Source organism: Conexibacter woesei Iso977N (assembly GCF_000424625.1).
Taxonomy (GTDB): Bacteria; Actinomycetota; Thermoleophilia; order Solirubrobacterales; family Solirubrobacteraceae; genus Baekduia; species Baekduia woesei_A.
Window position 1 is genome coordinate 1397852 of the sequence record NZ_AUKG01000001.1, and the last position, 26165, is coordinate 1424016.

At 73.2% G+C, this 26165-nt stretch carries 27 protein-coding genes and 1 pseudogene; 17 read left to right on the plus strand and 11 right to left on the minus strand.

What is annotated here, in order from left to right; translation table 11 throughout:
* Nucleotides 1–2: 2 nt before the first annotated feature.
* Nucleotides 3–1355: an MFS transporter gene (locus tag H030_RS29935; RefSeq protein WP_051221911.1), complete on the plus strand. Its 1353-nt coding sequence runs from the start codon at nt 3–5 to the stop codon at nt 1353–1355.
* Here H030_RS29935 and H030_RS0106770 read toward each other — a convergent pair whose 3' ends face one another.
* The gene (locus H030_RS0106770) at nt 1356–2753 is read right to left on the minus strand and encodes an FAD-dependent oxidoreductase (RefSeq protein WP_027005558.1); all 1398 of its coding nucleotides are present in this window, start codon (nt 2751–2753) and stop codon (nt 1356–1358) included.
* Between the two features lie 259 nt (nt 2754–3012).
* On the opposite strand from H030_RS0106770, the gene H030_RS0106780 reads away from it, so the two are divergent.
* Entirely contained in the window at nt 3013–3927 is a 915-nt protein-coding gene (locus tag H030_RS0106780) for a TIGR03620 family F420-dependent LLM class oxidoreductase (RefSeq protein WP_051221913.1), read from the plus strand.
* A gap of 18 nt (nt 3928–3945) precedes the next feature.
* Here the strand turns inward: H030_RS0106780 and H030_RS38920 are convergent, their stop codons facing one another.
* Nucleotides 3946–4116 carry a hypothetical protein gene (locus H030_RS38920; RefSeq protein ID WP_155891881.1) on the minus strand — a complete coding sequence of 57 codons (171 nt, stop codon included), beginning with the start codon at nt 4114–4116 and terminating at the stop codon, nt 3946–3948.
* A gap of 43 nt (nt 4117–4159) precedes the next feature.
* Here H030_RS38920 and H030_RS0106790 point away from each other — a divergent pair, with 43 nt between their 5' ends.
* The gene (locus tag H030_RS0106790) at nt 4160–4513 is read left to right on the plus strand and encodes a VOC family protein (RefSeq protein WP_027005560.1); all 354 of its coding nucleotides are present in this window, start codon (nt 4160–4162) and stop codon (nt 4511–4513) included.
* Here the strand turns inward: H030_RS0106790 and H030_RS0106795 are convergent.
* Together H030_RS0106795 and H030_RS36525 are read right to left on the minus strand one after the other, a co-directional pair.
* Nucleotides 4497–5723, minus strand: a complete 1227-nt coding sequence (locus H030_RS0106795) for an MFS transporter (protein WP_027005561.1) — start codon at nt 5721–5723, stop codon at nt 4497–4499. The genes H030_RS0106790 and H030_RS0106795 overlap by 17 nt on opposite strands.
* A gap of 29 nt (nt 5724–5752) precedes the next feature.
* Nucleotides 5753–6247 (minus strand): MarR family winged helix-turn-helix transcriptional regulator, encoded by a 495-nt coding sequence (locus tag H030_RS36525; RefSeq protein WP_051221915.1) that lies wholly within the window; start codon nt 6245–6247, stop codon nt 5753–5755.
* Between the two features lie 124 nt (nt 6248–6371).
* Between H030_RS36525 and H030_RS29945 the strand changes: the two genes are divergently transcribed.
* The 8 genes from H030_RS29945 to H030_RS29965 are packed head-to-tail and all read left to right on the plus strand — an operon-like array spanning nt 6372 to nt 14452.
* Nucleotides 6372–7145, plus strand: a complete 774-nt coding sequence (locus H030_RS29945) for an ABC transporter permease (RefSeq protein ID WP_051221916.1) — start codon at nt 6372–6374, stop codon at nt 7143–7145.
* Nucleotides 7142–7876, plus strand: coding sequence for an ABC transporter ATP-binding protein (locus H030_RS29950; RefSeq protein ID WP_035125954.1), 735 nt, complete (start codon nt 7142–7144; stop codon nt 7874–7876). The genes H030_RS29945 and H030_RS29950 overlap by 4 nt, the downstream gene beginning before the upstream one ends.
* Before the next feature lie 5 nt (nt 7877–7881).
* Nucleotides 7882–8910, plus strand: coding sequence for an NrtA/SsuA/CpmA family ABC transporter substrate-binding protein (locus H030_RS0106815; RefSeq protein ID WP_027005562.1), 1029 nt, complete (start codon nt 7882–7884; stop codon nt 8908–8910).
* Nucleotides 8907–9902 (plus strand): ABC transporter substrate-binding protein, encoded by a 996-nt coding sequence (locus tag H030_RS0106820; RefSeq protein WP_027005563.1) that lies wholly within the window; start codon nt 8907–8909, stop codon nt 9900–9902. The genes H030_RS0106815 and H030_RS0106820 overlap by 4 nt, the downstream gene beginning before the upstream one ends.
* A 3-nt stretch (nt 9903–9905) precedes the next feature.
* A complete protein-coding gene (locus tag H030_RS29955; protein ID WP_081690575.1) occupies nt 9906–11033 on the plus strand; it encodes an LLM class flavin-dependent oxidoreductase in 1128 nt (375 codons plus the stop codon).
* A 28-nt stretch (nt 11034–11061) separates the two neighbouring features.
* Nucleotides 11062–11988 carry an ABC transporter substrate-binding protein gene (locus tag H030_RS29960; protein WP_035125956.1) on the plus strand — a complete coding sequence of 309 codons (927 nt, stop codon included), beginning with the start codon at nt 11062–11064 and terminating at the stop codon, nt 11986–11988.
* A gap of 10 nt (nt 11989–11998) precedes the next feature.
* On the plus strand, nt 11999–13711 hold the full coding sequence (ade, locus tag H030_RS0106835; protein ID WP_027005564.1) for an adenine deaminase: 1713 nt from the start codon (nt 11999–12001) through the stop codon (nt 13709–13711).
* A 3-nt stretch (nt 13712–13714) separates the two neighbouring features.
* Nucleotides 13715–14452, plus strand: a complete 738-nt coding sequence (locus H030_RS29965) for a lipoate--protein ligase family protein (protein ID WP_051221918.1) — start codon at nt 13715–13717, stop codon at nt 14450–14452.
* On the opposite strand, the gene H030_RS38925 is transcribed toward H030_RS29965, so the two are convergent.
* The 3 genes from H030_RS38925 to H030_RS0106855 are packed head-to-tail and all read right to left on the minus strand — an operon-like array spanning nt 14440 to nt 17015.
* Nucleotides 14440–14829, minus strand: a complete 390-nt coding sequence (locus tag H030_RS38925) for a hypothetical protein (protein WP_155891882.1) — start codon at nt 14827–14829, stop codon at nt 14440–14442. The two genes, H030_RS29965 and H030_RS38925, sit on opposite strands and share 13 nt — an antisense overlap.
* Before the next feature lie 43 nt (nt 14830–14872).
* Nucleotides 14873–16297, minus strand: a complete 1425-nt coding sequence (locus tag H030_RS0106850) for a sensor histidine kinase (protein WP_027005566.1) — start codon at nt 16295–16297, stop codon at nt 14873–14875.
* 7 nt (nt 16298–16304) lie between these two features.
* Entirely contained in the window at nt 16305–17015 is a 711-nt protein-coding gene (locus H030_RS0106855; protein ID WP_027005567.1) for a response regulator transcription factor, read from the minus strand.
* Between the two features lie 133 nt (nt 17016–17148).
* Between H030_RS0106855 and H030_RS29970 the strand changes: the two genes are divergently transcribed.
* The gene (locus H030_RS29970; RefSeq protein WP_051221920.1) at nt 17149–17940 is read left to right on the plus strand and encodes a glycosyltransferase family 2 protein; all 792 of its coding nucleotides are present in this window, start codon (nt 17149–17151) and stop codon (nt 17938–17940) included.
* 194 nt (nt 17941–18134) lie between these two features.
* Nucleotides 18135–18602 (plus strand): annotated as a pseudogene (locus H030_RS40630) (ArnT family glycosyltransferase); the annotation flags it as partial.
* 155 nt (nt 18603–18757) lie between these two features.
* Here the strand turns inward: H030_RS40630 and H030_RS39585 are convergent.
* The 4 genes from H030_RS39585 to H030_RS0106885 form a co-directional block, all read right to left on the minus strand.
* A complete protein-coding gene (locus H030_RS39585; RefSeq protein ID WP_027005569.1) occupies nt 18758–19405 on the minus strand; it encodes a hypothetical protein in 648 nt (215 codons plus the stop codon).
* Between the two features lie 236 nt (nt 19406–19641).
* The gene (locus tag H030_RS36530; protein ID WP_051221923.1) at nt 19642–20571 is read right to left on the minus strand and encodes an alpha/beta hydrolase family esterase; all 930 of its coding nucleotides are present in this window, start codon (nt 20569–20571) and stop codon (nt 19642–19644) included.
* Complete coding sequence (locus H030_RS0106880; protein ID WP_051221925.1) at nt 20568–20969, minus strand: GtrA family protein; 402 nt, start codon at nt 20967–20969, stop codon at nt 20568–20570. The genes H030_RS36530 and H030_RS0106880 overlap by 4 nt, the downstream gene beginning before the upstream one ends.
* Nucleotides 20966–22420, minus strand: a complete 1455-nt coding sequence (locus H030_RS0106885; RefSeq protein ID WP_196809028.1) for a glycosyltransferase 87 family protein — start codon at nt 22418–22420, stop codon at nt 20966–20968. The genes H030_RS0106880 and H030_RS0106885 overlap by 4 nt, the downstream gene beginning before the upstream one ends.
* A 163-nt stretch (nt 22421–22583) precedes the next feature.
* Here H030_RS0106885 and H030_RS0106890 point away from each other — a divergent pair, with 163 nt between their 5' ends.
* From H030_RS0106890 to H030_RS36535, 4 genes are all read left to right on the plus strand, one after another.
* Nucleotides 22584–23777, plus strand: coding sequence for an EAL and HDOD domain-containing protein (locus tag H030_RS0106890; protein ID WP_027005572.1), 1194 nt, complete (start codon nt 22584–22586; stop codon nt 23775–23777).
* 339 nt (nt 23778–24116) lie between these two features.
* A complete protein-coding gene (locus H030_RS40410; protein ID WP_269208521.1) occupies nt 24117–24245 on the plus strand; it encodes a hypothetical protein in 129 nt (42 codons plus the stop codon).
* Between the two features lie 67 nt (nt 24246–24312).
* Nucleotides 24313–24669, plus strand: a complete 357-nt coding sequence (locus H030_RS29980; RefSeq protein ID WP_051221927.1) for a tail fiber domain-containing protein — start codon at nt 24313–24315, stop codon at nt 24667–24669.
* A gap of 454 nt (nt 24670–25123) precedes the next feature.
* Nucleotides 25124–26140 (plus strand): sensor domain-containing diguanylate cyclase, encoded by a 1017-nt coding sequence (locus H030_RS36535; RefSeq protein ID WP_051221929.1) that lies wholly within the window; start codon nt 25124–25126, stop codon nt 26138–26140.
* The last annotated feature ends 25 nt before the right edge of the window (nt 26141–26165 follow it).

The following is a 26165-nucleotide window of genomic DNA, read 5'->3' on the forward strand; positions in this document are numbered from 1 at the left end:
CATTGGACGGAGCGGGCGCGCCGCCGGGCGGCCCGACCGGCTCCGTCCTGACGCCGCTGCGCGTCGCGCGGGACTTCCGGCTGCTGTGGTCGGGCGCGACCGCGTCGCTGGTCGGCGACGGCGCGTTCCTGGTGGCCTTGGCCTGGCAGGTGTACGCGATGAGCGGCGGGCCGGGCGGGATGTCGCTGGTCGGGATCGCGATGACGGTCCCGACGATCGCGTTCCTGCTTGTTGGTGGTGTTGCTTCGGACCGCTTCGAGCGCCGCTGGCTGCTGGTCGGCGCCGACCTGCTGCGCGCGCTGGCCGTCGCGCTGCTGGCGGGGCTGGCGATCGGCGGGCAGCTGCAGCTCTGGCATGTTGTCGTCCTTGCTGCGTTCTACGGGACCGGCTCCGCGTTCCACGCGCCGGCCTTCGACGCGCTCGTGCCCGAGATCCTGCAGGGCGAGCGGTTGACGCAGGCCAACGCGCTGGACCAGCTGATCCGGCCGCTGGCGCTGCGGCTCGCCGGCCCGGCGCTGGGCGGAGTGATCGTGGGGATCGCCGGCGCGGCGGGCGTGTTCCTGCTCGACTGCGCGACGTTCCTGGCCGCGGCCGGGACCGTGTTGATGATGGCGCCGGGCACGCGCGAAGCGACGCGCGTAGGCGACTCGGCGGAGCCGGGCGACACGCCCGCGCCGTCGATGCTCGCCGACCTCAGGACCGGGTGGCGCTTCGTTCGTGGCCACGCCTGGCTGTGGGCGACGTTCGCCTCGGCCGCGGTCGCGTACCTGCTGTTCATGGGTCCGGTCGAGGTGCTGCTGCCGTGGATCGTCAAGACCGGGATGGGCGGCTCCGCGTTCGACCTCGGCCTCGTCTTCGCCGCGGGCGGGCTGGCCTCGATGGCGACGGCGCTGGGCGTCGGCAAGCTCGGGCTGCCGCGCCGCGGCATCACCTACATGTTGGTTGCCTGGACGCTCGCGACGCTGGCCGTCGCCGGCTACGGCGCGGCGACCGCGATCTGGCAGCTGATGCTCGCCTCCGCCGCCTTCAACGCGCTGGAGACCGCGGGCACGATCGTCTGGGCGACGACCAAGCAGCGCCATGTGCCCTCACAACTGCTGGGCCGCGTGTCCTCGCTGGACTGGCTGATCTCCGTCGGCCTGCTGCCGCTGAGCTTCGCGCTCACCGGCCCGGTCAGCGGCGCGATCGGCGCCCGCGCGACGCTCGTCGGCGCCGGGATCCTGGGCGCGGTCGTCACGCTCGCCGCGCTCTACGTCCCGGGCATGCGCGTCCTGGACGACCGCGCGGAGGCGGCGCACCGGCGCCGCCTCGCGGTCGAGCGGCGGCTCGCGGCCGCCGCGCCCGCTACGTCCTAGCTACGACGCGTTGGTCGCGCGCGAGCGCTCGACCAGGTCGGCCAACCGCACCAACTTGACCCGCGGGCGGCCGTGCGGCTCGCCGGAGGTCCTCTCGTGCGCGTCGATCGCCTCCCAGCCGGCCCAGGTGACCGAGTCCGGCGCGCGCTCGGCGTAGAACGCGGCGATCGCGTCGTGGTCGTTGATCGTCGGCGTGTTGAGCCTGCCGGCGTCGCGGTCCTCGCCGATCTTGACGGTCGTGTCGGCCGAGTCCTTCTTGTTGGTGCCGATCACGCCCGACGGCCCGCGCTTGATCCAGCCGACGACGTACTCGCCGGCGTGCGCGTCGCCGGTCTCGGCGCTGACGCGCCCGCCGGTGTTGCGGATCAGGCCGCGGCGCTCGTCGAACGGGACGTCGTCGACGGGCTTGCCGCGGTAGCCGATCGAGCGCAGGACCAGGCCCGCCTCGATGACCTCCTCGTCCCCGGTCGCGACCGCGCGCAGCGAGCCGTCGTCGTTCTTGACGATCTCGTTGCGGACGACGCGCACGCCGGTGACCGGGCCGTCCTCGCCCTCGCCGAGGATCTCGACCGGCGAGCGCAGGAAGCGCAGGACGATCTTGTGCGATGACTCCCTCGGGCCGGACGCCGCGTAGGCGCTGAGGATCTCGACGTTCTTCTTCGACGTGATGTCGGCCTCGTTCTCCAGCCACGCGGCGGAGTGCTCGTCGAGCTCGAGGTCGGTCGCGTCCACGACGACGCCCGCCCGCTGCAGGTCGATCAGCTCGCGCAGCTCCGGGTTGGTGAACGCCGCCTGCGCGGGGCCGCGGCGGCCGAGCAACACCACTTCCTTGATGTTCGAGTCGCGGAACGCCTCGATCGCGTGGTCGGCGGTGTCGGTCGGCGCGAGCTCGTCGGGGTGCAACACCAACATGCGCGCGACATCGATCGCGACGTTGCCGTTGCCGATGACGACCGCGCGCTCGCAGGTCAGGTCGTAGGCGTGGTCGGACGCGTCCGGGTGGCCGTTGTACCAGGAGACGAACTGCGTGGCGCCGTGGACGCCGGGGCGGTCCTCGCCCGGGATCCCGAGGCGGTTGTCGTCGCTGGTGCCGAGGGCGTAGACGACCGCGTGGTAGCGCTCCAGCAGCTCGGCGCGCGTGACGTCGCGGCCCAGGACGACGCCGCCGAAGAAGCGGAAGCCGTCCTTCCGGGCGGTCTTCTCGTAGACGCGCGTGACGGCCTTGATCTTCGGGTGGTCCGGGGCGACGCCCGCGCGGACGAGGCCGAACGGGGTCGGCAGCGCGTCGAGCACGTCGACCTCGAAGCCGAGGTTCAGCAGCTGGTCGGCGGCGTAGAAGCCGGACGGGCCGGCGCCGACGATGACGGCGCGCGGGGTGTCGGTGGAGTTCTCTGACATCGGGGTCGCGTCAATTCCTGTGAAAGGGGACCAGGAACCCCGACTTTAGCGCTCGGATATGGGGAGGCGCTGAGCGCCTGCCGGGATGTCAGCGCTGCTTGTCGCGCTTGCCGATCAGGCGATCGACTGCGGCGAGCAGCCAGGTGCCGACGGCGACGACGACCGCCGTGCTCATCAGCGGGGGATGTCAGCGATCGTTGACACTTGCACGAACAACCATAGCACGCCTTTAGGTGCCCGTGCATGGTAGGTTCGATGAATGTCGAACAAGATCTGGGCGGACGGAGCGGAAGCGAAGCGGCAGCTCGGGCGCGTGGGCGTCTGGCTCGGGGCGCTCGGCTTCGCGCCGTGGGACGAGACCGCGGCGGCGGCACGGCGCATCGAGGAGCTCGGCTACTCGGCGCTCTGGATCTCCGAGACGCCGGTCGGCCGCGAGCCGTTCTCGCACGCCGGGCTGCTGCTCGGCGCGACGCAGCGGATCCCGGTCGCGACCGGGATCGCGTCGATCTGGTCGCGCGACGCGCTGGCCGCGCGCAACGGCGCGCTCGGGCTGGCGCATGCGTTCCCGGGGCGCTTCACGCTCGGGCTCGGCGTCTCGCACGCGCCCGCGGTCAAGCTGCGCGGGCAGGAGTACGAGAAGCCGCTGACCGCGATGCGCACCTACCTCGACGGCTTCGAGGCCGCCGACTACCGCGGCGCCGCGCCGGCTGCGCCGGTCCCGGTCGTCCTCGCCGCGCTGCGCCCGAAGATGCTGGAGCTGTCGGCGTCCCGGACCGCGGGCGCGCACCCGTACTTCGTGCCGGTGGAGCACACGCGGATCGCGCGCGAGCGGCTCGGCGCCGACGCGATCCTGGCGCCGGAGGTCGGCGTGGTGCTGGAGACCGACCCCGCGCTCGCGCGCGCACGTGCGCGGGACTTCATGAAGCTCTACCTCGCGCTGCCCAACTACACCAACAACCTCAAGGACCTCGGCTGGACCGACGCGGACCTGGCCGACGGCGGCAGCGACGCGCTGGTCGACGCGCTGATCGGCTGGGGCGACGCCGAGCGCGTCGCGGCGTTCGTGCAGCAGCACCTCGACGCGGGCGCCGACCACGTCTGCCTGCAGCCGGTCGGGACGTCGGTGACCGGCGCGGTCGACGAGCTCGCGGCGCTGGCGCCGCTGTTGTTGTAGGCCTCGCCTCGGCCGGGGCTACCAGTCGTCGGGGTCCGGCTCGTCCTCGGTGAAGATCGCCTTCACCGGGTGGCGCAGCAGGACCCCGAGCTTGGTCCGATCCTCCGCGCCGAGCGTGAAGTACACGGCCACGGCCATGATCGCGATCGCGAGCAGGCCGGCACCGGTGGCGAGGAGGATCATCTCCATGGCGCCGACGGTAGCGCTTCGGGCGCCCGGTACGGTCCGGTCCATGGGCGTCAACCGCATCGTGCCGAACCTCCACAACGCCGATCCCGCCGCGGCGGCCGGGTTCTACAGGGAGGTCGTCGGCCTCGAGGCCGGGATGGACATGGGCTGGATCGTGACGCTCGTGGCGCCCGGCGAGCGCCGGATCCAGCTGTCGCTGATCAGCGCGGACGAGACCGCGCCGGTCGTCGCCGACGTGTCGATCGAGGTCGACGACGTCGACGCCGCGTGGGCCGCCGCGCAGGCGCGCGGGGACGAGATCGTCCACCCGCTGACCGACGAGCCGTGGGGCGTCCGGCGCTTCTTCGTCCGCGACCCGGGCGGCAAGGTCATCAACATCGTCATGCACGCGCAGTAGGCGCGGGCTCGGCCGGGAGGTCCCGGACCGCGCGGACCAGCAGCGGCGCGAAGAGGCTGGTGACGCCGAGCGCGAACGCGATCCACAGCGCGGTCGCGGTGCTCGTCGCGGCGGCGACCGGGCCCCAGATCGCCAGCCCGATCGGCTCGAAGACCAGCGAGCCGAGCCAGTCGTAGGCCGACACGCGGGAGAGCAGGCGCGCTTCGACGTGGCGCTGCATCGTCGACTCCCAGACGGTCATGCCGAGGACCATCCCGACCTCGCCCACGAACGCGGCCGCCGCGATGATCGCGGTCGGGGCGACCACCGCGAGCAGCGCGAACTGCACGAAGAACGCGCCGACCGCGCAGGTCATGAACACGAGCGGGCGCCGCGGGGCGAGGCGCAGCGCGAACAGGCCGCCGAGGACCCCGCCCGCGCCGGCGGCGGCGACGATCGCCGACCACGCGCCGACGCCGCCGAGCTCGGTCTTGGCGACGACCGGGCCGAGGACCTTCCAGGCGCCGTTGCACAGGTTGCCGACGGCGGCGCTGGCGACGATCGCGACCAGCCAGGTCATGGAGCGGAACGCGGTCCAGCCGGTGCGCAGCTCGTCGAGGAACGACTCGGTCGCGCCCGCGGCGCGCCCGGCGCCCCGGACCGCCATCGCGGCGACCAGCGCGGCGGACACCGCGTAGCTGGCGGCGTCGACGGCGATCGCCCAGCCGGCGCCCGCGGTCGCGACGAGCAGGCCCGCGAGCAGCGGCCCGGCGATCCGTCCGCCCGAGCTCGCGAGGCTGCGCAGCGCGTTGGCCTCCTGCAGGCCTTCGGCGGAGACGACCTCGGGCAGGAAGCCGGTCGCGGTCGGGTTGAAGACGCCGGTCGCCGCGCCGGTCACCGCGGAGAGCGCGGCGAGCAGCGCGATGCTGCCGTTGCCGCTGATCAGCACGGCGGCGACCGCGCCCTGCGAGCCGATCCGGACGACGTCGGTCGCGATCAGGACCGCGCGCCGCGGCAGGCGGTCGCCGATGACGCCGCCGCCGAGCAGGAAGGCGATCACCGCCAGCGAGCGCGCGGCCAGCACGATCCCGACGTCGGACGCGCTGCCGCCGTGGTCGAGGATGCCGAACGCGAGCGCGACGGTGACCATCTGGTCGCCGAGCAGCGACGCCAGCTGGGCGCCGAAGAGGAGGCGGTACTCGCGCTCGTGCAGGACGGCGGGCAGCCGCATCCGCGGAGCCTAGCTCACTAGTCGTATGCCTAGTCGTCGTCCCAGTCGGCCGCGGTGCGCTGGTCGACGGCGAGCAGGAGCGTCCTCAGCGAGGCGCGCTGGCGGTCGGAGAGCCCGCCGAGCAGGCGGTCCTCGACGGCCTCGACCGCGGCGTCGGCGGCCGCGCGCTTGCGCAGGCCGGCGCGGGTGATCGTGACGATGTGGCGGCGGCGGTCGGCGGTGTCGCGGGTGCGCGCGACCAGGCCGGCGGCCTCCAACTTGTTCAACATCGTGACCAGGTTGGAGGGGTCGGAGTGCAGCAGCTCGCCGAGCTGGGCCTGGGTCAGCCCCTCGCCGTCGGCGTCGCCGTCGGCGGCGCGCAGGCGCAGCAGGATCTCCGCCTCGCGGCCGTTGAGGTCCAGCGGCGCGAGCGCCTCGTGGATCCAGCGGCGGGCGACGAAGCCGACCTTGTTCAACAGGAACCCCGGGCTGGAGAAGCGCTCCTCGGGGGTCAGCTCGGTGGTCGGCGTCAGCGTCGGCGGCACGGGGCCAGCGTACCCGCCGTGACGGTCGTGCAGATCATCGGCATGTACCGATGATTGACAAGCAACCCGAGTCTGCTAATGTCGGCATTGTCGACCAACTTTATCGACTTTACCTCACGACGTCATGTCCTCCACTTTCCTCAAGGTCGCGCGCCGGGCTTCCGGCGTCCTGCTGATCCTCGCCCTCTGGGAGCTCTCGACCGCCGTCTTCGGCGTGTTCGAGCCGACCGTCCTGCCCTCGCCGGCGACGGTCTTCACCACGTTCAAGGAGCTGATCCGCAGCGGCGACCTGATCGGCCAGGTCGGCACGTCGGTGCGCCGCGCGCTGATCGGCGCCGCGCTCGGCGTCTCCGTCGGCGCGATGCTCGGCGCGCTCTCCGGCCTCTGGCGGCGCGGGGAGGACCTGATCGACGCGCCCGTCCAGATGCTGCAGGCCGTCCCGTTCACCGCGGTCGTCCCGCTGTTCATCGTGTGGTTCGGGATCGGCGAGCTGCCGAAGATCCTGATCATCGCGTTCGGCGCCGCGTTCCCGATGTACTTGAACGTCTACGGCGCGATCCGCAACGTGGACGACAAGCTCGTCGAGGCCGCGCGCGTGTTCGGCCTGAACCGCCGCGGGCTGATCTGGCACGTGATCCTGCCCGCCGCCGTCCAGCCCGCGCTGGTCGCGCTGCGCCAGTCGCTGGCGATCAGCGTCGTGGCGCTCGTCGCCGCCGAGCAGCTCAACGCGTCGTCGGGGATCGGCTTCGTGCTCGGCCAGGCGCGCGAGTTCCTGCGGGCCGACATCGTCCTGGTCTGCATCGCGATCTACGCCGCGCTGGGCCTGACCGGCGACCTGATCGCCCGGACCCTCGAACGCCGCCTGCTCGGCTGGCGCCGGACCTACCGCGGCGCATGAGCGGCGTCCGCGTTCGCAACCTGCGCAGGGACTACGGGTCCCGGACCGTCCTGCGCGAGCTCGACCTCGACGTCGCGCCGGGCGAGTTCGTCGCGCTGCTGGGCAAGACCGGCTGCGGCAAGACGACGCTGCTGCGCGTGCTCGCGGGGCTGGACCCGGCGACGGGCGGCTCGGTCGAGGCGCCGTCGTCGCCCGCGGTCGTCTTCCAGGAGCCGCGGCTGCTGCCGTGGAAGCGCGTGCTCGACAACGTCACGCTCGGCCAGGGCCGCGGCGCGGCGGCGCGCGAGGCGGCGCGGCGCGCGCTCCAAGAAGTGGGCCTTGAAGCCCACGCCGACGCGTGGCCGCTGACGCTGTCGGGCGGCGAGGCGCAGCGTGCAGCGCTGGCGCGGGCGCTGGTCCGCGAGCCCGAGCTGCTCCTGCTCGACGAGCCGTTCGCCGCGCTCGACGCGCTGACCCGGATCAAGATGCACGCCTTGGTCCGCGCGCTGTGGCGCAAGCACCGGCCCGCCGTCCTGCTCGTCACCCACGACGTCGACGAGGCGCTGCTGCTCGCCGACCGGGTGATCGTCATGGCCGAGGGCAGGATCGCCCACGCCGAGGTCATCGACGCCGAGCACCCGCGCGACCGCACCGACGCCTGGTTCGAGGCGCTGCGCACCGACCTTCTCTCCCAGCTCGGCGTCACCGGCGCCGAGGACGTGTCACCCACCCCAACGAGGACCCTCGCATGAAGAACATGAACTTGTCCCGCACCCGCCTCGTGGCGGTCGCGGGCGTGCTCGCCGCGACCGCCGCGCTGGCGTCCGCGTGCGGGAGCGCCTCCGACGACGCCGCGACCGCGGCGACGCCGCCGTCCGGGTCGTCCGCCGTCAAGGGCGGCGGCGGGACGCTGCGGATCGCGCTGATCGGGACGACCGGGCCGGTCGCGGCGGCCAAGAACGACGGGTCGCTGGCCAAGGACCTCGCGAAGGTCGGCGCCAAGGTTCAGTTCACCGGGCAGTTCCCGGCGTTCGCCCCCGCGGCCGAGGCGATCAACGCGGGCGCGCTGGACGCGGCGCAGGGGTCGATCTCGTCCGCGATCGGCGCGCTGGCGCAGAAGCCGTCGTTCAAGGTCTTCGCCGCGCAGCTCGACAACGCGTCGTCGGAGGGGATCCTGGTCAAGGACCCCAACATCAAGACGGTCGCCGACCTCGTCGGCAAGAAGGTCGCGGTCAACCCGAAGGGGACCGGCGAGTACCTGTTGTTGAAGGCCCTGCAGAAGAACGGCGTCGATCCGTCGAAGGTCAGGCGCGTGTACCTGGGCGCGGCCGACGGCGCGACGGCGTTCTCGTCGGGCAAGGTCGACGCGTGGGCCGCGTGGGCGGACTTCGTGGCGACCGCGAAGGCCAGGGGCGCGCGGCTGGTCGCCGACGGCGCGCAGGTCGGCTCCGAGAACGACACCACCTACTCGATCTCCAACTCGTTCTTGAAGGCGCACCCCGCGACGGTCAAGGCGTTCTACGACAACATCCGCGCGCACTCGCTGGCCGAGCACAGCGACCCGCAGGCGGCGGTGGCGAAGGAGAACGTCGGCGCGATCAAGTTGGATGACAAGGCCGCCGCGATCCTGGCCGAGAACTACAAGACGCAGGCGCCGGTCGCGCCGATCGACGACAACTTCCGCAAGCGCTTCGGCGACGTCGCGCAGTTCTTCGCCGACCAGAAGGTGATCCCGTCCGGGCTGGACCCGGCGACGTTCACGGTCGACCCGGAGACGCTGAAGTGAGCGCCGCGGCCGCTGAGCTGTGGTTCACGCGCTGCCCGGTGCCGACGGCGACGGGGCTGGCGGCGGACCGCGGGTGGTTCGACGAGGAGTTCGCCGCTGACGGCATCGCCGTGCGGTCGCTGCAGGATCGCGACGCCGCGTCGCTGCGGTCGGAGCACTTCAACCACGAGCTGTCGTCGTTGATCCGGGAGGGCGGCAACGTCCCGGCGCTGTGGGCGAAGGCCCGCGGCGCGGGCACGCGGCTGATCGGGCTGACGTGGATCGAGGAGCGCCAGGCGATCGTGGTCCGGGGCGACGACCCGGTCGCGGATCCGGCCGACCTCGTGGGGCGGCGTGTCGCCGTGCCGGCGCGGCCGGGCGAGGCGGTGGACTTCTGGCGCGCGATGGCGCTGGCGGGGTTCGCCGGCGCGCTGCGCTGCGCGGGGCTGGGGCTGAGCGATGTCGTACGTGTTGACGTCGCGCCGACGGCCGACGGCGGGTTCTTCCCGGAGACGGCCGCGGTGGCGGACGGGCGCGCGGATGCCGCCTACGTCAAGGGCGCGCCGGGGCTGGAGGCCGCGGCGCGCGCGGGGCTGCGAATCGCGTTGGACCTCGACGACCTCCCGGACCGGCGGTCGCGCGTGAACAACGGCACGCCGCGACCCATCACCGTCCACCAGGCGCTTCTGGAGGAGCGGCCGGACGATGTCGCGCGGTTCGTCGCCGTCCTGCTCCGTTCGGCGGACTGGGCGGCGGCGAACGGCGACGCCTTCACGGAGATCCTGGCGCGCGAGACCGGCGCGGGCGCGGAGTTCGTCCCGGACGCCTACCGCGCCGACCACCACGCGTCGCTGCAGGTGTCGCTCAGCGACGAGCGGCTCGCGCTGCTCGACCAGCAGCAGGAGTTCCTGTACGCCAACGGCTTCCTGGAGCGCGGCGTGGACGTCGCGGCCTGGGCCGATCACACCATCCTGGCCGCCGCGCGCGACCTGACCCTCGAGAAGGCGAGCTAGATCATGGCCTCGGACTACTTGTGGTACATCATCCCCCGCGACGGCGCCTACCCGTGGGAGCCGGAGGGGACGCGGGCGGTCGACTTCGACTACCTGAAGCACTTGGCGACGGGCGTCGAGCGGCTCGGCTTCAGCGGTGCGTTGCTGGCGACCGACATCCACGACGTGTGGGTGCTGGGGAGCGCGCTGGCCGCGCACACGAAGCGGCTGCGGCCGCTGCTGGCCGTACACCCGGGGCTGATCTCGCCGACGCTGCTGGCGAAGATGGCGCTGACGTTCGACGACCTGTTCGACGGGCGGCTGCAGATCAACGTCGTCAACGGCGAGACGCGGACGCTGAAGCAGTTCGGCCTCGAGGTCGAGCACGACGAGCGCTACGAGCTGGCCGGCGAGTACTGGGAGATCTTCCGGCGGTTGGTCTCCGGTGAGGTCGTGGACTTCGAGGGGCGGCACTTCTCGGTGCGCGGCGCGGGGTCGAGCTTCGGCCTGCCGGTCGTGCAGAAGCCGCACATCCCGCTGTGGTTCGGCGGGTCGTCGGAGGCCGGGATGCGGATGGCCGCGCAGCACATCGACCGCTACCTGTCGTGGGGCGAGCCGCCGGAGGCGGTCGCGCAGAAGATCGCGCGCTTGAACGAGCTGGCGGCGGGCTACGAGCGTGAGGTGTCGTTCGGGATGCGGCTGCACCTCGTCGTGCGCGACACCGAGCAGGAGGCGTGGGACCACGTCGACCGGATCCTGCGCGCGACGTCCTCGGCCACCTACCAGCGCATGGCGGCGTCCAACGCGGGGTCGGACTCGGTCGGCATGCAGAGGCAGTTCGCCAACCACAACGGCAGGGTCCCGGACCGCGCGAAGGACCTGGAGTCGTATCCCAACATCTGGCCGGGGATGTCGCTGCTGCGGCCAGGGCCGGGGACCGCGCTGGTCGGCTCGACCGAGCAGGTCATCGAGCGGCTGCAGGAGTTCGAGGCGCTCGGGGTCGACACCTTCATCTTGAGCGGCAACCCGCTGCTGGAGGAGGCCTACCGGGTGTCCGAGACCGTGCTGCCCAAGCTCGGCGTGCGGCCGGGGGACGGGGTGCGCGCGCGGGACCACCAGGCGATCGTCGACGTGCCGGTCGCGGCCGGCTGAACTTCAACACAAGGGCATTGAGAACATCATGAGCAACACCCTCAAGATCGGCGTCCACGTCAACAACCCCGCGTTGTTCCTGCTGTCGCACCTGGAGCTGGCCCAGGAGGCGCTGGCGCCGTTCGGCACCGAGGTCGAGTTCCATCACTACACGGGCGGGACGCAGACGGGCGTGAAGCTCGTCGACGGGACGATCGACGTCGGCGGGACCGGCGCGACGCCGCCGATCAGCGACCAGGCCGCCGGGCTCGACGTCGTCTACCTCGCGCACTCCGACCCGCGGCCGGCGCACGGGACGCTGCTGGTGGCGCCGGGGTCCGACGTGCGGTCGGTGGCGGACCTGCGCGGGCGCAGGGTCGCACTGGGCATCGGGTCCTGGCAGACGCTGCTGCTCGCGGTCGCGCTGGACCGCGCGGGTGTCGCCTACGACGAGGTCGAGGCGGTGCACTCCGGGCCGTCGTCGCTCGACGAGCTGCGCAGCGGCGAGCTGGCCGCGTGGATCGGGCAGGGGCCGGAGCACGTCCGGGCGGTGTCGTCGGGCGCGGCGGTCGAGCTGGTCCCGGCGTCGGATCTGATCACGAACCCGTCGCTGTGGTTCACGCGCCGCGACGTGGCGGTGCAGCGGGGGCCGGAGCTGGGGGCCATCGCCGCCGCGCTGGAGGCCGCGGGGCTGTGGGCGGCGGCGTCGCCGGGCGCGGCGGCGGAGCTGTTCGCGGAGTCCGAGGGCGGTCGGCCCGACGACTGGGAGGCGTTCGTGCGGCGGATCCCGTGGACGGTCCACGCGGTCGGCTCGGGGTTCGTCGAGGAGCAGCAGCGGGGCGCCGACGTGCTGGCGCGCGTGGGGTTCCTGCCGCGCTCGGTCGCGATCGCCGACGCGGTCGTGCCGTCGCTGGCGGGGGACGTGGAGGCGGCGCTGGCGGCCGCACGGGAGGCGCGGGAGGTGGCCGTCCGCTAGATATGGAGGCATGACGGACGTCCTCGCTCGCCGCATCCGGGTTGCCCGGGGCGCAGAACCGGCCGACCTGGTGGTGCGGGGAGCGCGGGTGGTCGACGTGCTGACGCAGCAGGTGCGGGAGGGGGACGTGGCGGTCGTGGGGTCGGCGATCGCGGCGGTTGGTGCCGTCGGGTCGCTGTCCGGTGCCGAGGTCGTGGAGGCCCGCGGGCGGTACCTGGCGCCGGGGTTCATCGACGCGCACGTGCACATCGAGTCGTCGATGGTCGCGCCGGGGCGGTTCGCGGATGCGGTCCTGCCGCACGGGACGACGACGATCGTCTCGGATCCCCACGAGATCGCGAACGTCCTGGGCGTGGCGGGGATCGAGTGGATGCTGCGCGCGTCGGAGGGGCTCGACCTGTCGGTGTTGATGATGGCGCCGGCGTGCGTGCCGGCGTCGCCGCTGGAGACGTCGGGCGCGCGGCTGCTCGCGGACGACCTCGTGGGGTTGGCGGCGCGGCATGAGCGGGTGCTCGGGCTCGCCGAGATGATGAACTACCCGGGCGTCCTGGCGGCGGACCCGGTGGAGCTGGCGAAGCTGGCGGCGTTCTCGGGGTCGTTGGTCGACGGGCATGCGCCGGGCGTCGTCGGGGACGAGCTGCAGGCCTACCTCGGGGCGGGCGTCGTGAGCGACCACGAGTGCCTGACGGCCGACGAGGCGCTGGAGAAGGTCGCGCACGGGATGATGGTGTTCCTGCGCGAGGCGACCAACGCGCGCAACCTGCTGGACGTGCTGCCGGCGGTGAGCGCGGGGAACGCGCGGCGCTTCGCGTTCTGCACCGACGACCGCGTGCCGGGCGAGCTGCTCGACGACGGGTCGATCGACGCGCTGGTCCGGATGGCGGTCGGCGCCGGGCTCGATCCGATCGTGGCGATCACGCTGGCGACGCTCAACGCCGCCGAGCACTACGGGTTGCGCGACCGTGGCGCGGTGGCGCCGGGGCGGCGGGCGGACCTGGTGCTGTTCTCCGATCTCGGCGACATCCGCCCGGATGTGGTGATCGCGGGCGGGCGCGTGGTCGCGCGGGAAGGCGTACGGGTCGGTGGGGGAGGGGCGGCGCCCGACACGCTGCCGCCGACGATGAACGTCGCGTGGCGCGACTCGCTCGCGCTCGCGCGGGGCGGGGACCGAGTCAAGGCCATTGGGTTGATCGAGGACCAGCTCATCACGACGGCGGAGATCGCGTCGCTGGCGCCGGGCTCGTCAGCCGGGCCGGACCCGTCGCAGGACCTGCTGCGCCTGAGCGTCATCGAGCGCCACCACGCGACGGGCAACGTCGGCTCCGGCTTCGTCCAGGGCTTCGGCCTTCGGGCGGGCGCGCTGGCCTCCTCGGTGGCGCACGACTCGCACAACATCGTGGTGGCGGCGGCCGACGACCACGACGCGCTGGTGGCGGCGCGCGCGGCGGCCGAGCTGGGCGGCGGGCTGGTCGTCGCGTCCGGGGGCGAGGTCCGGGCGACGGTCCCGTTGCCGCTCGCCGGCCTGATGGCCGACCGTCCGCCGCGCGAGATCGCCGACCAGCTGGCGAACGCCGAGGGCGTGGCGCGCGAGCTCGGCTGCAAGGTCGGCGCGCCCTTCATGGCGCTTTCGTTCCTGGCGCTCCCCGTGATCCCCTCGCTGAAGCTGACCGACCAGGGCCTCGTCGACGTCGACACGTTCGCGCTCACCGACGTCTTCTTGTAGTCCATGGAGCTCCTCCGCGCGCGCCATCCGAAGGACCCCGTCCTCGACGCTGCGATCACCCATGCGTTGCTGCAGCAGGTCGCCTCCGGCGAGAAGCCGCCGACCGCGCGCATCTTCCGCCCCGGTCCGACCATGGCCTTCGGCCGCCTGGACGCACTCGACCAGGGTCGCTACACATCAGCCCTGGCAGCGGCGCGGGCGCACGGCTACACGCCGATCCTCCGCCTCGGCGGCGGCCACGCAGCGGGCTACGACGAGGGCTCAGTGCTGATCGAGCTGATCCGCCCCAACACGACCATCGCCGAAGGCATCCCCGAACGCTTCGCCTCCATGACCTCGTTGTTGATGGAGTCCCTCTCAACCCTCGGGATCACCGCCCGCACCGGCGAGCTCCCCGGCGAGTACTGCGCCGGCGACTGGTCCGTCAACGCCGCCGGCGTCAAGCTCGCCGGGACAGCGCAGCGCTCCATCCGCGGCGCGTCGCTCGTCACCGCGATGCTGATCGTGGAAAACGGCACCGCTCTCCGCACCGCGCTCACCGACATCTACGACTCACTATCGATCCCCTGGCGCCCCTCCACCGCCGCCGCCGCCCGCGACATCATCCCCTCACTCACCACCGCCGACGCCGAGCGCATCCTCGTCTCCACCCTCGCCGCCCACGAGCGCCTGACGGCAACGACCCTCTCCGACTCAACCCTCCTCCTCGCCGAGCAACTCCGCTCCGCTCACGCCGCCTGACGCTTGAACAGGCTCCGCGTCTCGCCCAGCGAACCGACGGCCTCGAGCCCGAGGTGCGGCGCGGTCGGATTGCTCCACGTCTCGCGGCTCACCAGCTCCCAGCCCTGGTTCCCGAGCTCGTTGAACAGCGAGAGCTCCAGGTTCGTCCCCTCCGGTTGCTCCTGATCCACGGTGTGGATCGTCGGTTCTGCGTTGCCCGGGGCATGGATGTAGATCCGATCCACGGTCACCCAGACCGAAGGGGTCCTGGCAAGCCCGCGCTCGAGCCCCTCGGCTTCACTCCAGTCCGCCATGCCCGAGGCGGGGCCGGCCGGCGGCGGAAGCCTCACAACGCGCCGCACCCACATCACCGAGAGGTACTCCCAAGGCCGGTTCATGAGGGCGCGAAGCGTACCTGCGCTCCATGGTGGCGGCCAGCGCTCAGGCGGGGCCGTCGGCGGTGACGGGTGGGCTGTGGTGGGGGGTGTCGGCTGGTGTGTAGGCCGGCAGGGTCAGGGTGAAGCGGGCGCCGGGGTGGGCGGGGTGGAGGGTGACGTCGCCGTTCATGCGGCGGGCCAGGCCGCGGGCGATGGGGAGGCCGAGGCCGAAGCCGTGGGCGCCGCGGGCGGCGGCTCGTTCGAAGCGGCCGAAGATGCGCTCGGCGTCCGCTTCGGGGATGCCGGTGCCGGTGTCGCGGACGGCGACCGCGGCGGTCTCGCCGTCGGTGGTGACGGTGACGGTCAGCGCGGTGTCGGGCGGTGCTCCGTGGCGGAGGGCGTTGTCGAGGAGCACTCGGATGATGCGCGCCACGGCGAGGTGATCTCCGAGCGCCCAGGCCGACCCGTAGGACTCGACCTGCAGGACGACGTTGCCCGCATGGGCCGAGGGCTCGGCCTCCTGGGCGATCGTGTGGGCCAGCTCGGCGAGGTCGACGGGCTCGACCTTGACGGGGATCGCGGCGTCGAGGCGCCCCAACCCCAAGAGGTCGTCGGCGAGGGTCGACAGGCGCTGGGCCTGGCGCGCCACGGACTCGGCGCGCAACGCGGCGGCGTCGAGGTTGGGGTGCGGCGACGCCAGCTCCTCCTCGAGCAGCTCGGCGGCCCCCAACAGCGACGCGACGGGCGTCCGGAGCTCGTGCGAGGCGGTGGAGAGGAACGCCTGGCGGCCCTGCTCCTGCGCCTGCAACCGCGTGCGCATCGACTCCAGCGCGACGGCCAGCTCGCCGACCTCGTCGCGCCCCGCGGCGGCGACGTCCACCGGCTGCTCGATGCCGTCCTCGCCGAGCCGGCGGGCCTCGCGGCGCAGGCCTTCCAACCGCCTCAGCAGTCCATACCCGAGCAGCGCACCCAACGCGGCGGCGACGAGCAACCCCACGCCACCCGCCACCGGCAGCGCGCTCTCCACGACCGCCACCGCAGCATGTTCATCATCAAGCGACCGCCGCAGGACGATCGTCCGCTCGCCCGCACGCGTCGCCGCGCTGGCGACCACCACCGCGGCACCGTCGCTCAACCTCTGGTGGACGCCGTCGTCCTCGGTCATCGCGACCGGCACCGTCCTCGGCGCCGTCGGCCCGGACGCGGCGACGGGAGCACCGGACTCGTCGAACAGCGCGACGTCGCCGCCGACGCGGCTCGCCAGCCGGTGCACCATCCGCCGCGACCCGACGGCACCCGTGCGCAGGTCGCCGGCCGGCATCCGCGTCAGCGCCAGCCCTGCGGTCCGCGCCAGCTCGCGCAGGTCCCGGACGCGGTCCTGCTCCAGCCGGTGCTCCAGCGGCGGGACGAGCGTCCCGACGCTCACCGCCAGCGTGATCGCGCTCGTCGCGACGAAGGCCAGCGCCAGCTTGACGCGCAGCCCCAGCACGCGAGGCTCAACCGCCGATGCGGTAGCCGGCGCCGCGGACGGTGACGATCCACCCGGCGTCGCCGCCGGCGGTCGCGATCTTGTCGCGGAGGTGGTGGACGTGAACGTCGATCGCGCGCGGGTCCCGGAAGTCGTGGCCACCGAAGATGGCATCCAGCAACGCCTGCCGCGTCATCAGCCGGCCGCCGGACACCAGCAGCGAGCGGAGCACTTCGAACTCCGAGTAGGTCAGCGACAGCTCGACGCCATCGACGACCGCGCGCCGCGCCGCCGAGTGGACCTCCAGCGCGCGGTGGCGCAGCACCGGATCCTCGCCCGCCCGCCGCGCGCCCCGGCGCAGCACCGCCCGGACGCGCGAGCGCAGCTCGGCGATCCCGACCGGCTTGGTGACGTAGTCGTCGGCGCCGGCCTCGAGGACCAGCACGACGTCCGCCTCGCCCTCGCGCGCGGTCACCGCGACCACGTGCGTGTCGTCGCCCCCGGCGCGCAGCCGCCGGCACACTTCCACGCCATCCGGACCTCCCGGTCCCAAGGACAGGTCCAACAGGACCAAGTCATAGCGCTGCGCGGCGAGCCGCTCCAGCGCGGTCGCACCGTCGAGCGCGACGGCGACATGATGTCCATCGGAGGCCAGCGCCCCCGCCATCACGTCGGAGAGATCGGCGTCGTCCTCCACGACGAGGACGCGGCCGGCAACCCGGGCGTCATCGGTCAGCACAGCGCGACTGTACGGCCGGATCGTCGGCTGAACGCAGGCTTCGCGGGATGCCAACACGATCACAACAGGCGGCACCCGGCGGGCCAACGGTCGCTTGGGAAACGCCTCAGCAACGCGGCGGACCATGCGGCGCATGGAACGCTTGGGTGACGACGCCGGCCGCGGACCCGTTCCGCGCCTGGCGGGTGTGTCGATCGTGCTCCCGTGCCACGACGAGGCGGGCAACGTGGCGCGGATGGTGGCCGAGGCCACCGCGGCGGCCGAGGCGGCCGCCGACGCCCACGAGATCCTGCTCGTCGACGACGGCTCCACCGACGGGACGGGCGAAGCGGCGCTGGCCGAGGTCGCCGCCGATCCGCGCGTCCGGCTGCTCGTCCACGAGCACAACCGGGGCTACGGCGCCGCGCTGCGGACCGGCTTCCGGGCCGCGCGGCTGGAGTGGATCTTCCTCACCGACGCCGACTGCCAGTTCGAGTTGATGGAGTTGGTCGACGCGCTGCCGCAGGCGGCGGCGTGCGACCTCGTCTGCGGCCATCGCGTGCGCCGCGCCGATCCGCTGCACCGGCGGATGAACGCGCGCGCCTGGAACGCGCTCGTGGACCGGATGTTCGACCTGCACGTCCGGGACGTCGACTGCGCGTTCAAGTTGATGCGGCGCGAGGTGATCCAGTCCCTGGACCTGGACGCCGACGGCGCCGTCGTCAGCACCGAGCTGCTGGTCCGGGCGCAGTCTGCGGGCGCCCGGATCGGCGAGCTCGGGGTCAGCCACCGGCCGCGGGCCAGCGGCCGGTCGTCGGGCGCGAGCCCGGCGGTCGTCCTGCGGGCCTTCCGCGAGCTGCGTGCGCTGAGCGCCCAGCTCCGGGCCGAGGAGGCCGCCGCGGCCGGCGCCGCAGCCCCCGGCGCCGCGCGGCCGCGGCCCGCCTGAGACTCGGGATGGCCGCGGTTGCGGCTCCGCCCGGCGCGGTGCGTGCTCCGGCAGGGATGCCGGGGCGCGCGATCGCCGCGCGGTTGTTGATGTGGTTGCCGGAGGTCGTCGTCGTCGCGGTGGCCTGCGCGCTGCGGCTGATCGGCCTGGCGCGGGTCCCGCTGGACCCGTACTACGACGCGGCCGTGCGGTCGATGGGCACGTCGTGGGGCGCGCTGCTGGGCGGCGCGTTCGAGCCGGGACGGCGGGTGAGCATCGACAAGCCGCCGCTGGACCTGTGGCTGCAGGTCGCCGCGACGAAGGCGCTCGGCTTCGGCACGTTCGCGCTGCACCTGCCGGAGGCGCTCGGCGGGATCGCGCTGGTTGTATTGGTGATGGCCTTGCTGCGGCCGTTGTTCGGGCGGGGCGCCGGGCTTGTTGGTGGCCTTGCGCTGGCCGTGTTGCCGAGCGCGGTCGTGACCGCTCGCAGCGACACGATGGACTCGGTCATGGCCGCGCTGTGCGTCGCGGGCGCGGTCGTCGCGGTGCGCTCCGGGAAACGGGGCCGCGCGGGCGGGATGGCGGGCGCCGGGTTGTTGGTGGGGTTGGCGTTCGACGTCAAGCTCGCGGAGTCGCTGCTGGGCGCCGCCGCGGTCGGGGGCTTCTGGCTGGCCTGCGCGCCGCGCGGCGCGGTGCGATGGCGCGGGGCCGGGATCGGGGCGACCGCGTTCGCGCTGACCGCCGTGGCCTGGCTCGTCGCCGTCTCGATCGTGCCGCTGCACCCGCGCCCGTGGGCGCTCGGCGCGAGCAACGGCTCGCCCTGGAACGCCGCGCTCGTCTACAACGGCCTCGACCGCCTCGACGGCCGCGCCGCCAGCATGGACGCCGCCGCGGCGGGCGGAGGCGCGCCGGTGGGCGGAGCCGCGGCGACACCGGCGACGCCGCTCGGCCCGCGCGCGGCGGCGCGGCGAGCGGCGACGTTGCAGCGGCGGGTGGCCGAGCACCAGGTCGCGCTGGAGCGACGGCCGGCGGGCCCGTCGCCGTGGCGGCTGTTCACCACGCGCGCGCACGTCGGCGCCTGGATCGGCGTCGAGGTGGCGCTCGCGGCGGTGATGCTCCTCGCGGGCTGGCAGGCGAGCGCGGCGTTCGCCGTCGTCGCGCTCTGGTTCCTCGGCGGCGTCGCGCTCAACAGCGCGATGCCCGACCTCCATGTGCGGTACCTCGCCACGCTCGACCCGGCGGTCGCGTGCGCGATCGGGGCGGGCGCCGCGCGCTTGCGCTGGGGCAGAGCGGCGTTGCTGGCGTTGCTCGTGCCGGCCGTGGTGAGCGTCGGCGTCGTGGCGAGGGCGAGCCAGGACTCGGGCCGCCCCGGCGCGCTGCCGGCGGCGAGAGTCGACGCGCTCTCCAAGTTCCTCGACAACAACGACGCCGCGGGCCAGCTCGCCGCCGCCGCGCCCGCGAAGGCCGCGCAGCTGATCGCGCGCAACGGGAAGCCGACCCTCCTGCTCTCCGACGGCTACGGGCGCCAGCTCGTCACGCCGCAGCACCTACAACAACTGGTGGCCGACGGCACCATCCGCTACGCCTTGCTCGGCGCGTCCTGCTCCGCGGACTCCGGGACCTCCGCGACCGGCTGCCTCCCCGTCGTCCGCTGGGCGCACCGCCACGGCACCGACGTCTCGGACCTCGCCGGCCAGCCGCACCGCGGGACGCTCTACGCGCTCACGACGGCAGCGGTGCCCGTGGCGGCAGGGAGCGGAAGAACTCCCACGTGCGCCAGGTCGTCGAGAACGCCGCGGTCGACGGGGTCGTCCTCGGACCGCCCGGCCAGCCGTGCGCCTGATGGTCAAGGCGTACATGTTCGACCGACGTCCCCGCCCTGCAGTCCTTCCACGCGAACTCGTGCACGCCCGGCGCCGGGTTCGACCTCTGCGCCTTCCCGGTACAGCCGTCCAGCCGCCGCCAGCGGGCCAGGTACCTCAACACGCTGCCCGCGTACTCCGGCGCGATCCCGCCGTACGGGACGACCTGGTCGCCGGTCCCGTGGATCTCGAGGATCGGCAGCGGCCGGTCCGGATGGCACGGCGGCAGCGCCCTGTACCCACCCGCGACCGGCGCCGCGCCCGCGAGCCGGTCCGACAGCTCGCACGCCAGCCGCGCGGTCATCCCGCCGCCGTTCGACACGCCGGTGACGAACACGCGCGAGCGGTCGACGCACGCCACGCCCTCCAGCGCGTCCAGCGACCGCTCCAGCTGCTCGACCTCCTCCGGGAGGTCCTTCTGGGTCTGCCCGGTGATGTTCCAGAACGAGTTCGGCCCGACCGCGGTCGGGTAGGCCACCAGGAACCCCTCGCGGTCGGCGAGCTTGGAGAACCCGGTGTCGCCCGCGAACCGCGGCCCGTTCTCGCCCGCGCCGTGCAGCGCGATCACCAGCGGCCGCGGCGAGTAGGCGCCGGTCTTCGGGACGTGCAGCAGCACCGGCCGCAGCTCGCCGTCGACGTCCAGCACCTTGACCGTGTGGTCGCCCGGCGTCAGGACCGTGCACGGCGTCCGCGACGGGCTCGCCGCGTACTTGGTGGCGAACGCGCCCGTCGCCCACGCCGCGATGCCCAGCAGGACCAGCGCGCCGATCGAGGCCGCGGCGCGCTTCACGCCGCGAACACCCACGCGCGGCACAGGACGAAGGCCAGCGCGCTGGCGACCGGCAAGGACACCAACTCGGCCACGGCGTGCGGCACCGATCCTCCGAGCACGACGACGCCGCCCGCCGAGACGCCCGCCGCGAGGCCCTGCACGACGAGGTAGCGCCCCGCCGGCCCCAGGCCGCGCGCCGCGCTCGCGAACGTCCAGCCGCGGTTGAGGCGGTAGCCGTTGGCCGCGCCCACGGCCCAGCCGAGCACCGCCGCCGCGACCGCGGGCATCACGGCGCTCAGCAGGATGTAGGCGATGAACGTGAGCACGGTGTTGGACGCGCCCACGACCGCGAAGCGCACGACCTGGCGCGGCAGCGGGCCGCGGAGCGACGGGGGATGGGGAAGGGCGATGCTCATCGCAGGTACCTCTGCGTGTAGTCGTGGTTGATCTTCCCAGCCGCGCTGCGCGTGGGGTAGAAGCCGGCGTCGTGGATCAGCCGCGGCATCTGCGGGATCGCGCCGAGCGCCAGCCACGCGGTCAGGACGATGCACGCCGCGGTCAGCGCGCGCGTCCGGGCCAGCGCCGCGAACGGCAGGATCCACCAGGCGTACCAGGGCATCGTCCAGCCGAGGGTCAGGACCGAGAACAGCATCACGAGCCCCGCGGCGCCCGCCAGCCGGTCGCGCCGGCGCCAGACCGCGACGGTCGCGCCGAGCGCCACCACCGCCAGGACCGCGTGCGCGAGCGTGCGGTCGAAGGCGGTCATCCCGCCCTGCCCGGCCAGCGCCGCCAGGACGTTCCCGACCGAGAGCGGCGTCACGAAGCGGTCCTGGATCCCGGTCGCCGGGAGGTGCCCGCCGTAGTGCACCAACACCACCAACCCGGTCACGGCGCCCGCCGCCGCGGCCCCGGCCAGCGCGCGCCACCGGCGCGACGACCCCGCCACGACCAACAGCACCAACAACGCCGCGCTCGGCTTGACGCCCGCCGCGAGCACCGCGCAGGCGCCCGCCTCGATGTCGCGATCCAGCAGCACCAGGCACACCGCCGCGACCGCCAGCACCAGCATGAACGGCTCGCCGTGCGCGCCGCCGATCCCGTAGACCAACACCAAGGGGTTGAAGGCGACCAGCGCCACCGCGGGCTTCCACGGCTTCCCGAGCCGCCGTGCGGCGACGGCGACCAAGGCCAGCGTCCCCAGCGAGCAGACCAACAACAAGGCCTTGATCGTCCAGTACGCGGCGGGCACCGACAGCCCCGCGACCGCCTCGCCGATCAGCGTGAACAGCGGCCCGTAGGGCGACGGCAGGTGGTGCCAGTTGGAGTACAGGTAGGTCGGGTCGTCGCGTGCTGCGACCGGGAGCGACACGTAGGGGTTGAGCCCGTGCTCCGGGAGCATCCGCCCGTAGTGCAGGTAGTTGAAGATGTCGGTCAGCGACAGCGGCGGCCCCAGCAGCAGCACGACGTAGGACACCAGGATCGCCCCGCACAGCACCAGCGCGGGGATCCGCGCGGCGCACAGCCACACGACCAGCCACAGTGCGCCGAGCGCGACGAGCACCCGCACGAGGTCGGCCTCCAGCGCCGGTGGCGACGCCGGCAGCGCGCCGAACCGTCCCGCCAGCGGCCCCACCATCCAGCGCGGGAACCCGTGCTCCGCCGGTCCCGACAGGAACGACGGGCGCTCCGCGGCGGCGAGCACGAGGGCTGAGCAGAGGCCGACGATCGCACCCGCCGCCGCGGTTCCGAGAACCCCGAGCCCGGCCGCCGCCCACCCTGCAGGCAGGGGAAGTCGCAGGGCGGTCCGCCGCGCAGGCGACGAGGCCTGCGCGGCGGACGCGGCGGCATAGGCCGGGGTCTCACGCACCGTGCAAGAGGGTCCCGGCCGACCCTGAACCCCCACCAACCGCGCGATGGCGATCGGGTAGGACGAATGTTGGGTTCCGATTGGCCGAACCGTTGGTCCGCGGACGCCTCCCCCGGTCGGGGGATCAAAGTTCACCATCGCTACGCCGATCCAAGCGGACGACATGGACGTCGCCCTGGCCAGCTCCGTCGCCGTCGCGCGACAGCCGATCCTCGATCAGCGCCAGCAGCTGCGTGGGTACGAGCTCCTGCACCGCGGCATGGCCAACTACGGCGAGCAGGCGACCGCCCAGGTCCTGCTCGCGGCCTACGGCGACATCGGCCTGCGCCCGCTCGTCGGCAGCGCGCCTGCGTGGGTCAACGTCACCCGGCGCTTCCTGCTCGACGTCGACCCGCTGCCGCTCGCGCCCGAGGACGTCGTCCTCGAGCTGCTCGAGAACCAGAACCTCGACGACGACCTGCTCGGCCGCCTGCAGGAGCTGCACGCCGCGGGCTTCAAGATCGCGCTCGACGACTTCGTGTACTCCAAGGAGGCCGACGACGTCCTGTCGCTGGCCTCGATCGTGAAGATCGACGTCCTGGCCGGCGGCCACAACCACGCCAAGGAGCAGGCCGAGCTGCTGCGCCCGTTCGGCGTGCAGCTGCTGGCCGAGAAGGTCGAGGACCGCGGCATGTTCGCGTACTGCCTCGGCCTCGGCTACGAGCTGTTCCAGGGCTACTTCTTCTGCAAGCCGGAGATCATCACCGGCCGCGAGATCCCGACGTCGATGTCGTCGTCGCTGCACGACATCGCCGTGCTGTCGCGCTCCGACGCGACGTTCGAGGAGATCGAGTCGGTCGTCGCCCGTGATCCGGGCCTGACGCTGCGCCTGCTGCGCCTGCTGAACTCCGCGTCGTTCTCGCTGCGCAAGCGCGTGACGAGCGTGCACGAGGCCGTCACGATGCTCGGCTCCCGGACCGTCCGGCAGTGGGCGATGTTGTTGGTGCTGGGCGGGATCTCCACCAACTGCGACGAGCTGGTCCCGACCGCGCTGAGCCGCGCCCGGACGCTGTCGCGCCTGGCCGAGGGCCGTGGCGGCGACACCGACGTCGCGTTCTCGGTCGGCCTGCTGTCGGTCGCCGACGCGCTGCTGGGCGTCTCGATGGAGGACGCGCTGCAGGGCCTGCCGCTCGTCGACGCCGTCATCGACGCGCTGCTGCACCGCGACGGCGCGGACGGCGCGGCGCTGACCGCGGTCCTGGACTACGAGTGGGGCATGGGCCCCGTCGGCGATCCGGGCGCGCACGACCCGCTGGGCGAGGCCTACGCCGAGGCGCTCACCTGGTCGCTGCAGACGACCGCGCTGGCGCGGACGTAGAGCCCCTAACGCGGCCGGGGTCGCGCGCGTCGTCGCGGCGTGCCCTGGCGGTCGAGCTCGCGCTGGGGCGAGGATGTAAGAATGGACGCTGATCAATGAGTCCTACATTCCTGGGTATCGCGCCGGCAGTGGGAACGCGGTGCCTCGATCCATGGCCAGCGGGCCGTCGGCGCGCCAGGATGTCGCGCCCGTGGCGGCCGTGAGCCCGCGGTGGTAGGGCGCGTTTGGCAGATCGCACAGGATTTGCAATGGTTAAACACTGCTGAGCTTCTGGAGATTGGTACTCGTCAGGTCTAGAGTGGCCACCGTCCAACGCGGTGCCAACGGAAAGGAACCACCATGACGGGAACCACCAAGGAAAATTTGGTCGACGATCTCCTGAAGGTCGTCACCGCCCTGGAACCCATCGTCGTCCCCATCATCTCCAGCAACCGGGACGTCAAGCACGACGTCAAGGTCATCGCCTAGGTCTTCCGACCCGACCTCCCCGTGGTACCGGCGAGTGGCAGCGATGTCGCTCGCCGTTGGGGGTTGCATGCGCATCATCAGCACGTTCCGCGGGTATCGCTCGACGTTCTTCGGGCCCCGCCCTCCGCGAACCGAGAGAGCCGAACCGCTCACCCGGGCGCAGATCCTGGAGCTGCTCGACGGCCTCGCCGTCAGCGAGTGGCGCTATGACCGGGACCCCGACGCCCTCCACATCGGCCCCATGGCCCAGGACTGGTGGGCCGCCTTCGGCTACGGCCGCCGCGACACCACCATCGATGTCGTCGACGCCAACGGCGTCCTGATCGCCGCCGTCCAAGAGCTCTCCCGCCGCGTCCGACAGCTCGAAGAGCAGCAGCCCCTCGCCGCTCAGGGCCCGGCCGCCGATCCCGCCGACGTGCAGTGATCGAAGATCCGAGCGGCAAGTCCACAAGCAGACCGGCGGTCACCTGGCACGCCGCGTGGTCGAAAGTGCACAGGAGACAGCTCGTCCTGACTGCACGATGCCCTACGACAATCGTCCGTTGCACCGGTTACGCCACCGCGACGCTGCGGACGCGGAGGGCCGGCGTGGTGACGGCGTCGTACGCCCGCGTCGCGACCCGCCACGCGTACCGGACGACGTCTTCCAAGCGTGTCGTGACCCTCCGGATCACCGTGAAAACCGCCGCGTACCAGCGAGTCCGGCGCGCCGCGGTCCGGCGGGTGGTCCTGGCGCTCCGGGCCACGCGGCCGCTGGCGGGGACGTCGCGGAGCAGCGTCATGCTGCCGCGCCCACGCTGAACGGCCGTTGGAGCGACGAGTGGCCAATTCGCTTAACCGAACGGCGATAGGGCCGATCATGCGGCACAGTGCAGGAGATGCCTGATGGGGACCCGCTGCGGCTGACCCGCGGTCTCGAAGCGATCATCGACGCGGCCGCGTCGATCCTCGCCGAGGGCTCCCTGTCGTCGACCTTCGACGAGATGGCGCGGGCGCTCGAGACGATCGTCCCGTTCACGTCGCTGGCGGTGTACGCGACGCAGGACGGCGTGCCCTTCCTGCTGCCGGTCTTCGCGGTCGGCCGCTACGTCGAGGAGACGCTCGGCGCGCGCCCGCCGCTGCACAAGTCGATCGCGGGCAGGGTCGTCCGGACGCGCACGCTCGTGCACCTGGAGGCCAACGGGTCGCGCGAGGCGATCTACCAGGTGCCGAACACGCCCGACGACGAGCCCGAGGCGCTGGTGTGCACGCCGCTGATCGCGGGGTCGCGCGTGCTCGGGACGCTGAACGTGTGGCGCGAGGGCGCGGTGGCGGAGTTCGCCCCCGAGGAGGTCGAGCTGATCCAGCGCTTCGCGACGCTGGCGGCGTTGGCCTATGACAACGCCAGGCAGCGCGAGCGTTTGAACGAGCAGGCCCGGACCGACGACCTCACCGGGCTGTTCAACCGGCGCCACTTCTACGAGCGGCTCGGCGCCGAGCTGGCACGGACGCGGCGATCGGGCGATCCGGTTGCGCTGGTGCTCCTGGACGTCGACGACTTCAAGGCGGTCAACGACGCGCACGGCCATCCGGTCGGCGACGGCGTCCTGCGGGCGTTCGCGGACCTCGTCCGCGAGACGGTCCGGGGCGCCGACATCGTGTGCCGGACCGGCGGCGAGGAGTTCGCCGTGATCCTGCCCGGCGCCGACGAGGACGAGGCCGTGACGGCGGCGCACCGGCTTGTGACGGCGGTCCGCGAGGGCTGCCTCGGGCCGGCGGGCGCGCTGACCGCGTCGGTCGGGCTGGCGACCGCGCCGCTGGAGGGCGACACGGTCGCCGCGCTGTTCCGGACGGCCGACGACCGCCTGCTGGCGGCCAAGGCCGCCGGCAAGGACCGCGCGGTCACCGGCCGCTGAAGGTCCCTGCGCGGTCGAGCGGCCG

What these genes read in the sequence shown, in the direction of transcription:
- H030_RS0106770 (WP_027005558.1), bottom strand. Translation starts at nt 2,753, where the DNA reads ATGTCAGAGAACTCCACCGACACCCCGCGCGCCGTCATCGTCGGCGCC.
- H030_RS0106780 (WP_051221913.1), top strand. Translation starts at nt 3,013, where the DNA reads ATGTCGAACAAGATCTGGGCGGACGGAGCGGAAGCGAAGCGGCAGCTC.
- H030_RS38920 (WP_155891881.1), bottom strand. Translation starts at nt 4,116, where the DNA reads ATGGAGATGATCCTCCTCGCCACCGGTGCCGGCCTGCTCGCGATCGCG.
- H030_RS0106790 (WP_027005560.1), top strand. Translation starts at nt 4,160, where the DNA reads ATGGGCGTCAACCGCATCGTGCCGAACCTCCACAACGCCGATCCCGCC.
- H030_RS0106795 (WP_027005561.1), bottom strand. Translation starts at nt 5,723, where the DNA reads ATGCGGCTGCCCGCCGTCCTGCACGAGCGCGAGTACCGCCTCCTCTTC.
- H030_RS29945 (WP_051221916.1), top strand. Translation starts at nt 6,372, where the DNA reads ATGTCCTCCACTTTCCTCAAGGTCGCGCGCCGGGCTTCCGGCGTCCTG.
- H030_RS29950 (WP_035125954.1), top strand. Translation starts at nt 7,142, where the DNA reads ATGAGCGGCGTCCGCGTTCGCAACCTGCGCAGGGACTACGGGTCCCGG.
- H030_RS0106815 (WP_027005562.1), top strand. Translation starts at nt 7,882, where the DNA reads ATGAACTTGTCCCGCACCCGCCTCGTGGCGGTCGCGGGCGTGCTCGCC.
- H030_RS29955 (WP_081690575.1), top strand. Translation starts at nt 9,906, where the DNA reads ATGGCCTCGGACTACTTGTGGTACATCATCCCCCGCGACGGCGCCTAC.
- H030_RS29960 (WP_035125956.1), top strand. Translation starts at nt 11,062, where the DNA reads ATGAGCAACACCCTCAAGATCGGCGTCCACGTCAACAACCCCGCGTTG.
- ade (WP_027005564.1), top strand. Translation starts at nt 11,999, where the DNA reads ATGACGGACGTCCTCGCTCGCCGCATCCGGGTTGCCCGGGGCGCAGAA.
- H030_RS29965 (WP_051221918.1), top strand. Translation starts at nt 13,715, where the DNA reads ATGGAGCTCCTCCGCGCGCGCCATCCGAAGGACCCCGTCCTCGACGCT.
- H030_RS38925 (WP_155891882.1), bottom strand. Translation starts at nt 14,829, where the DNA reads ATGAACCGGCCTTGGGAGTACCTCTCGGTGATGTGGGTGCGGCGCGTT.
- H030_RS29970 (WP_051221920.1), top strand. Translation starts at nt 17,149, where the DNA reads ATGGAACGCTTGGGTGACGACGCCGGCCGCGGACCCGTTCCGCGCCTG.
- H030_RS0106880 (WP_051221925.1), bottom strand. Translation starts at nt 20,969, where the DNA reads ATGAGCATCGCCCTTCCCCATCCCCCGTCGCTCCGCGGCCCGCTGCCG.
- H030_RS0106890 (WP_027005572.1), top strand. Translation starts at nt 22,584, where the DNA reads ATGGACGTCGCCCTGGCCAGCTCCGTCGCCGTCGCGCGACAGCCGATC.
- H030_RS40410 (WP_269208521.1), top strand. Translation starts at nt 24,117, where the DNA reads ATGACGGGAACCACCAAGGAAAATTTGGTCGACGATCTCCTGAAGGTC.
- H030_RS29980 (WP_051221927.1), top strand. Translation starts at nt 24,313, where the DNA reads ATGCGCATCATCAGCACGTTCCGCGGGTATCGCTCGACGTTCTTCGGG.
- H030_RS36535 (WP_051221929.1), top strand. Translation starts at nt 25,124, where the DNA reads ATGCCTGATGGGGACCCGCTGCGGCTGACCCGCGGTCTCGAAGCGATC.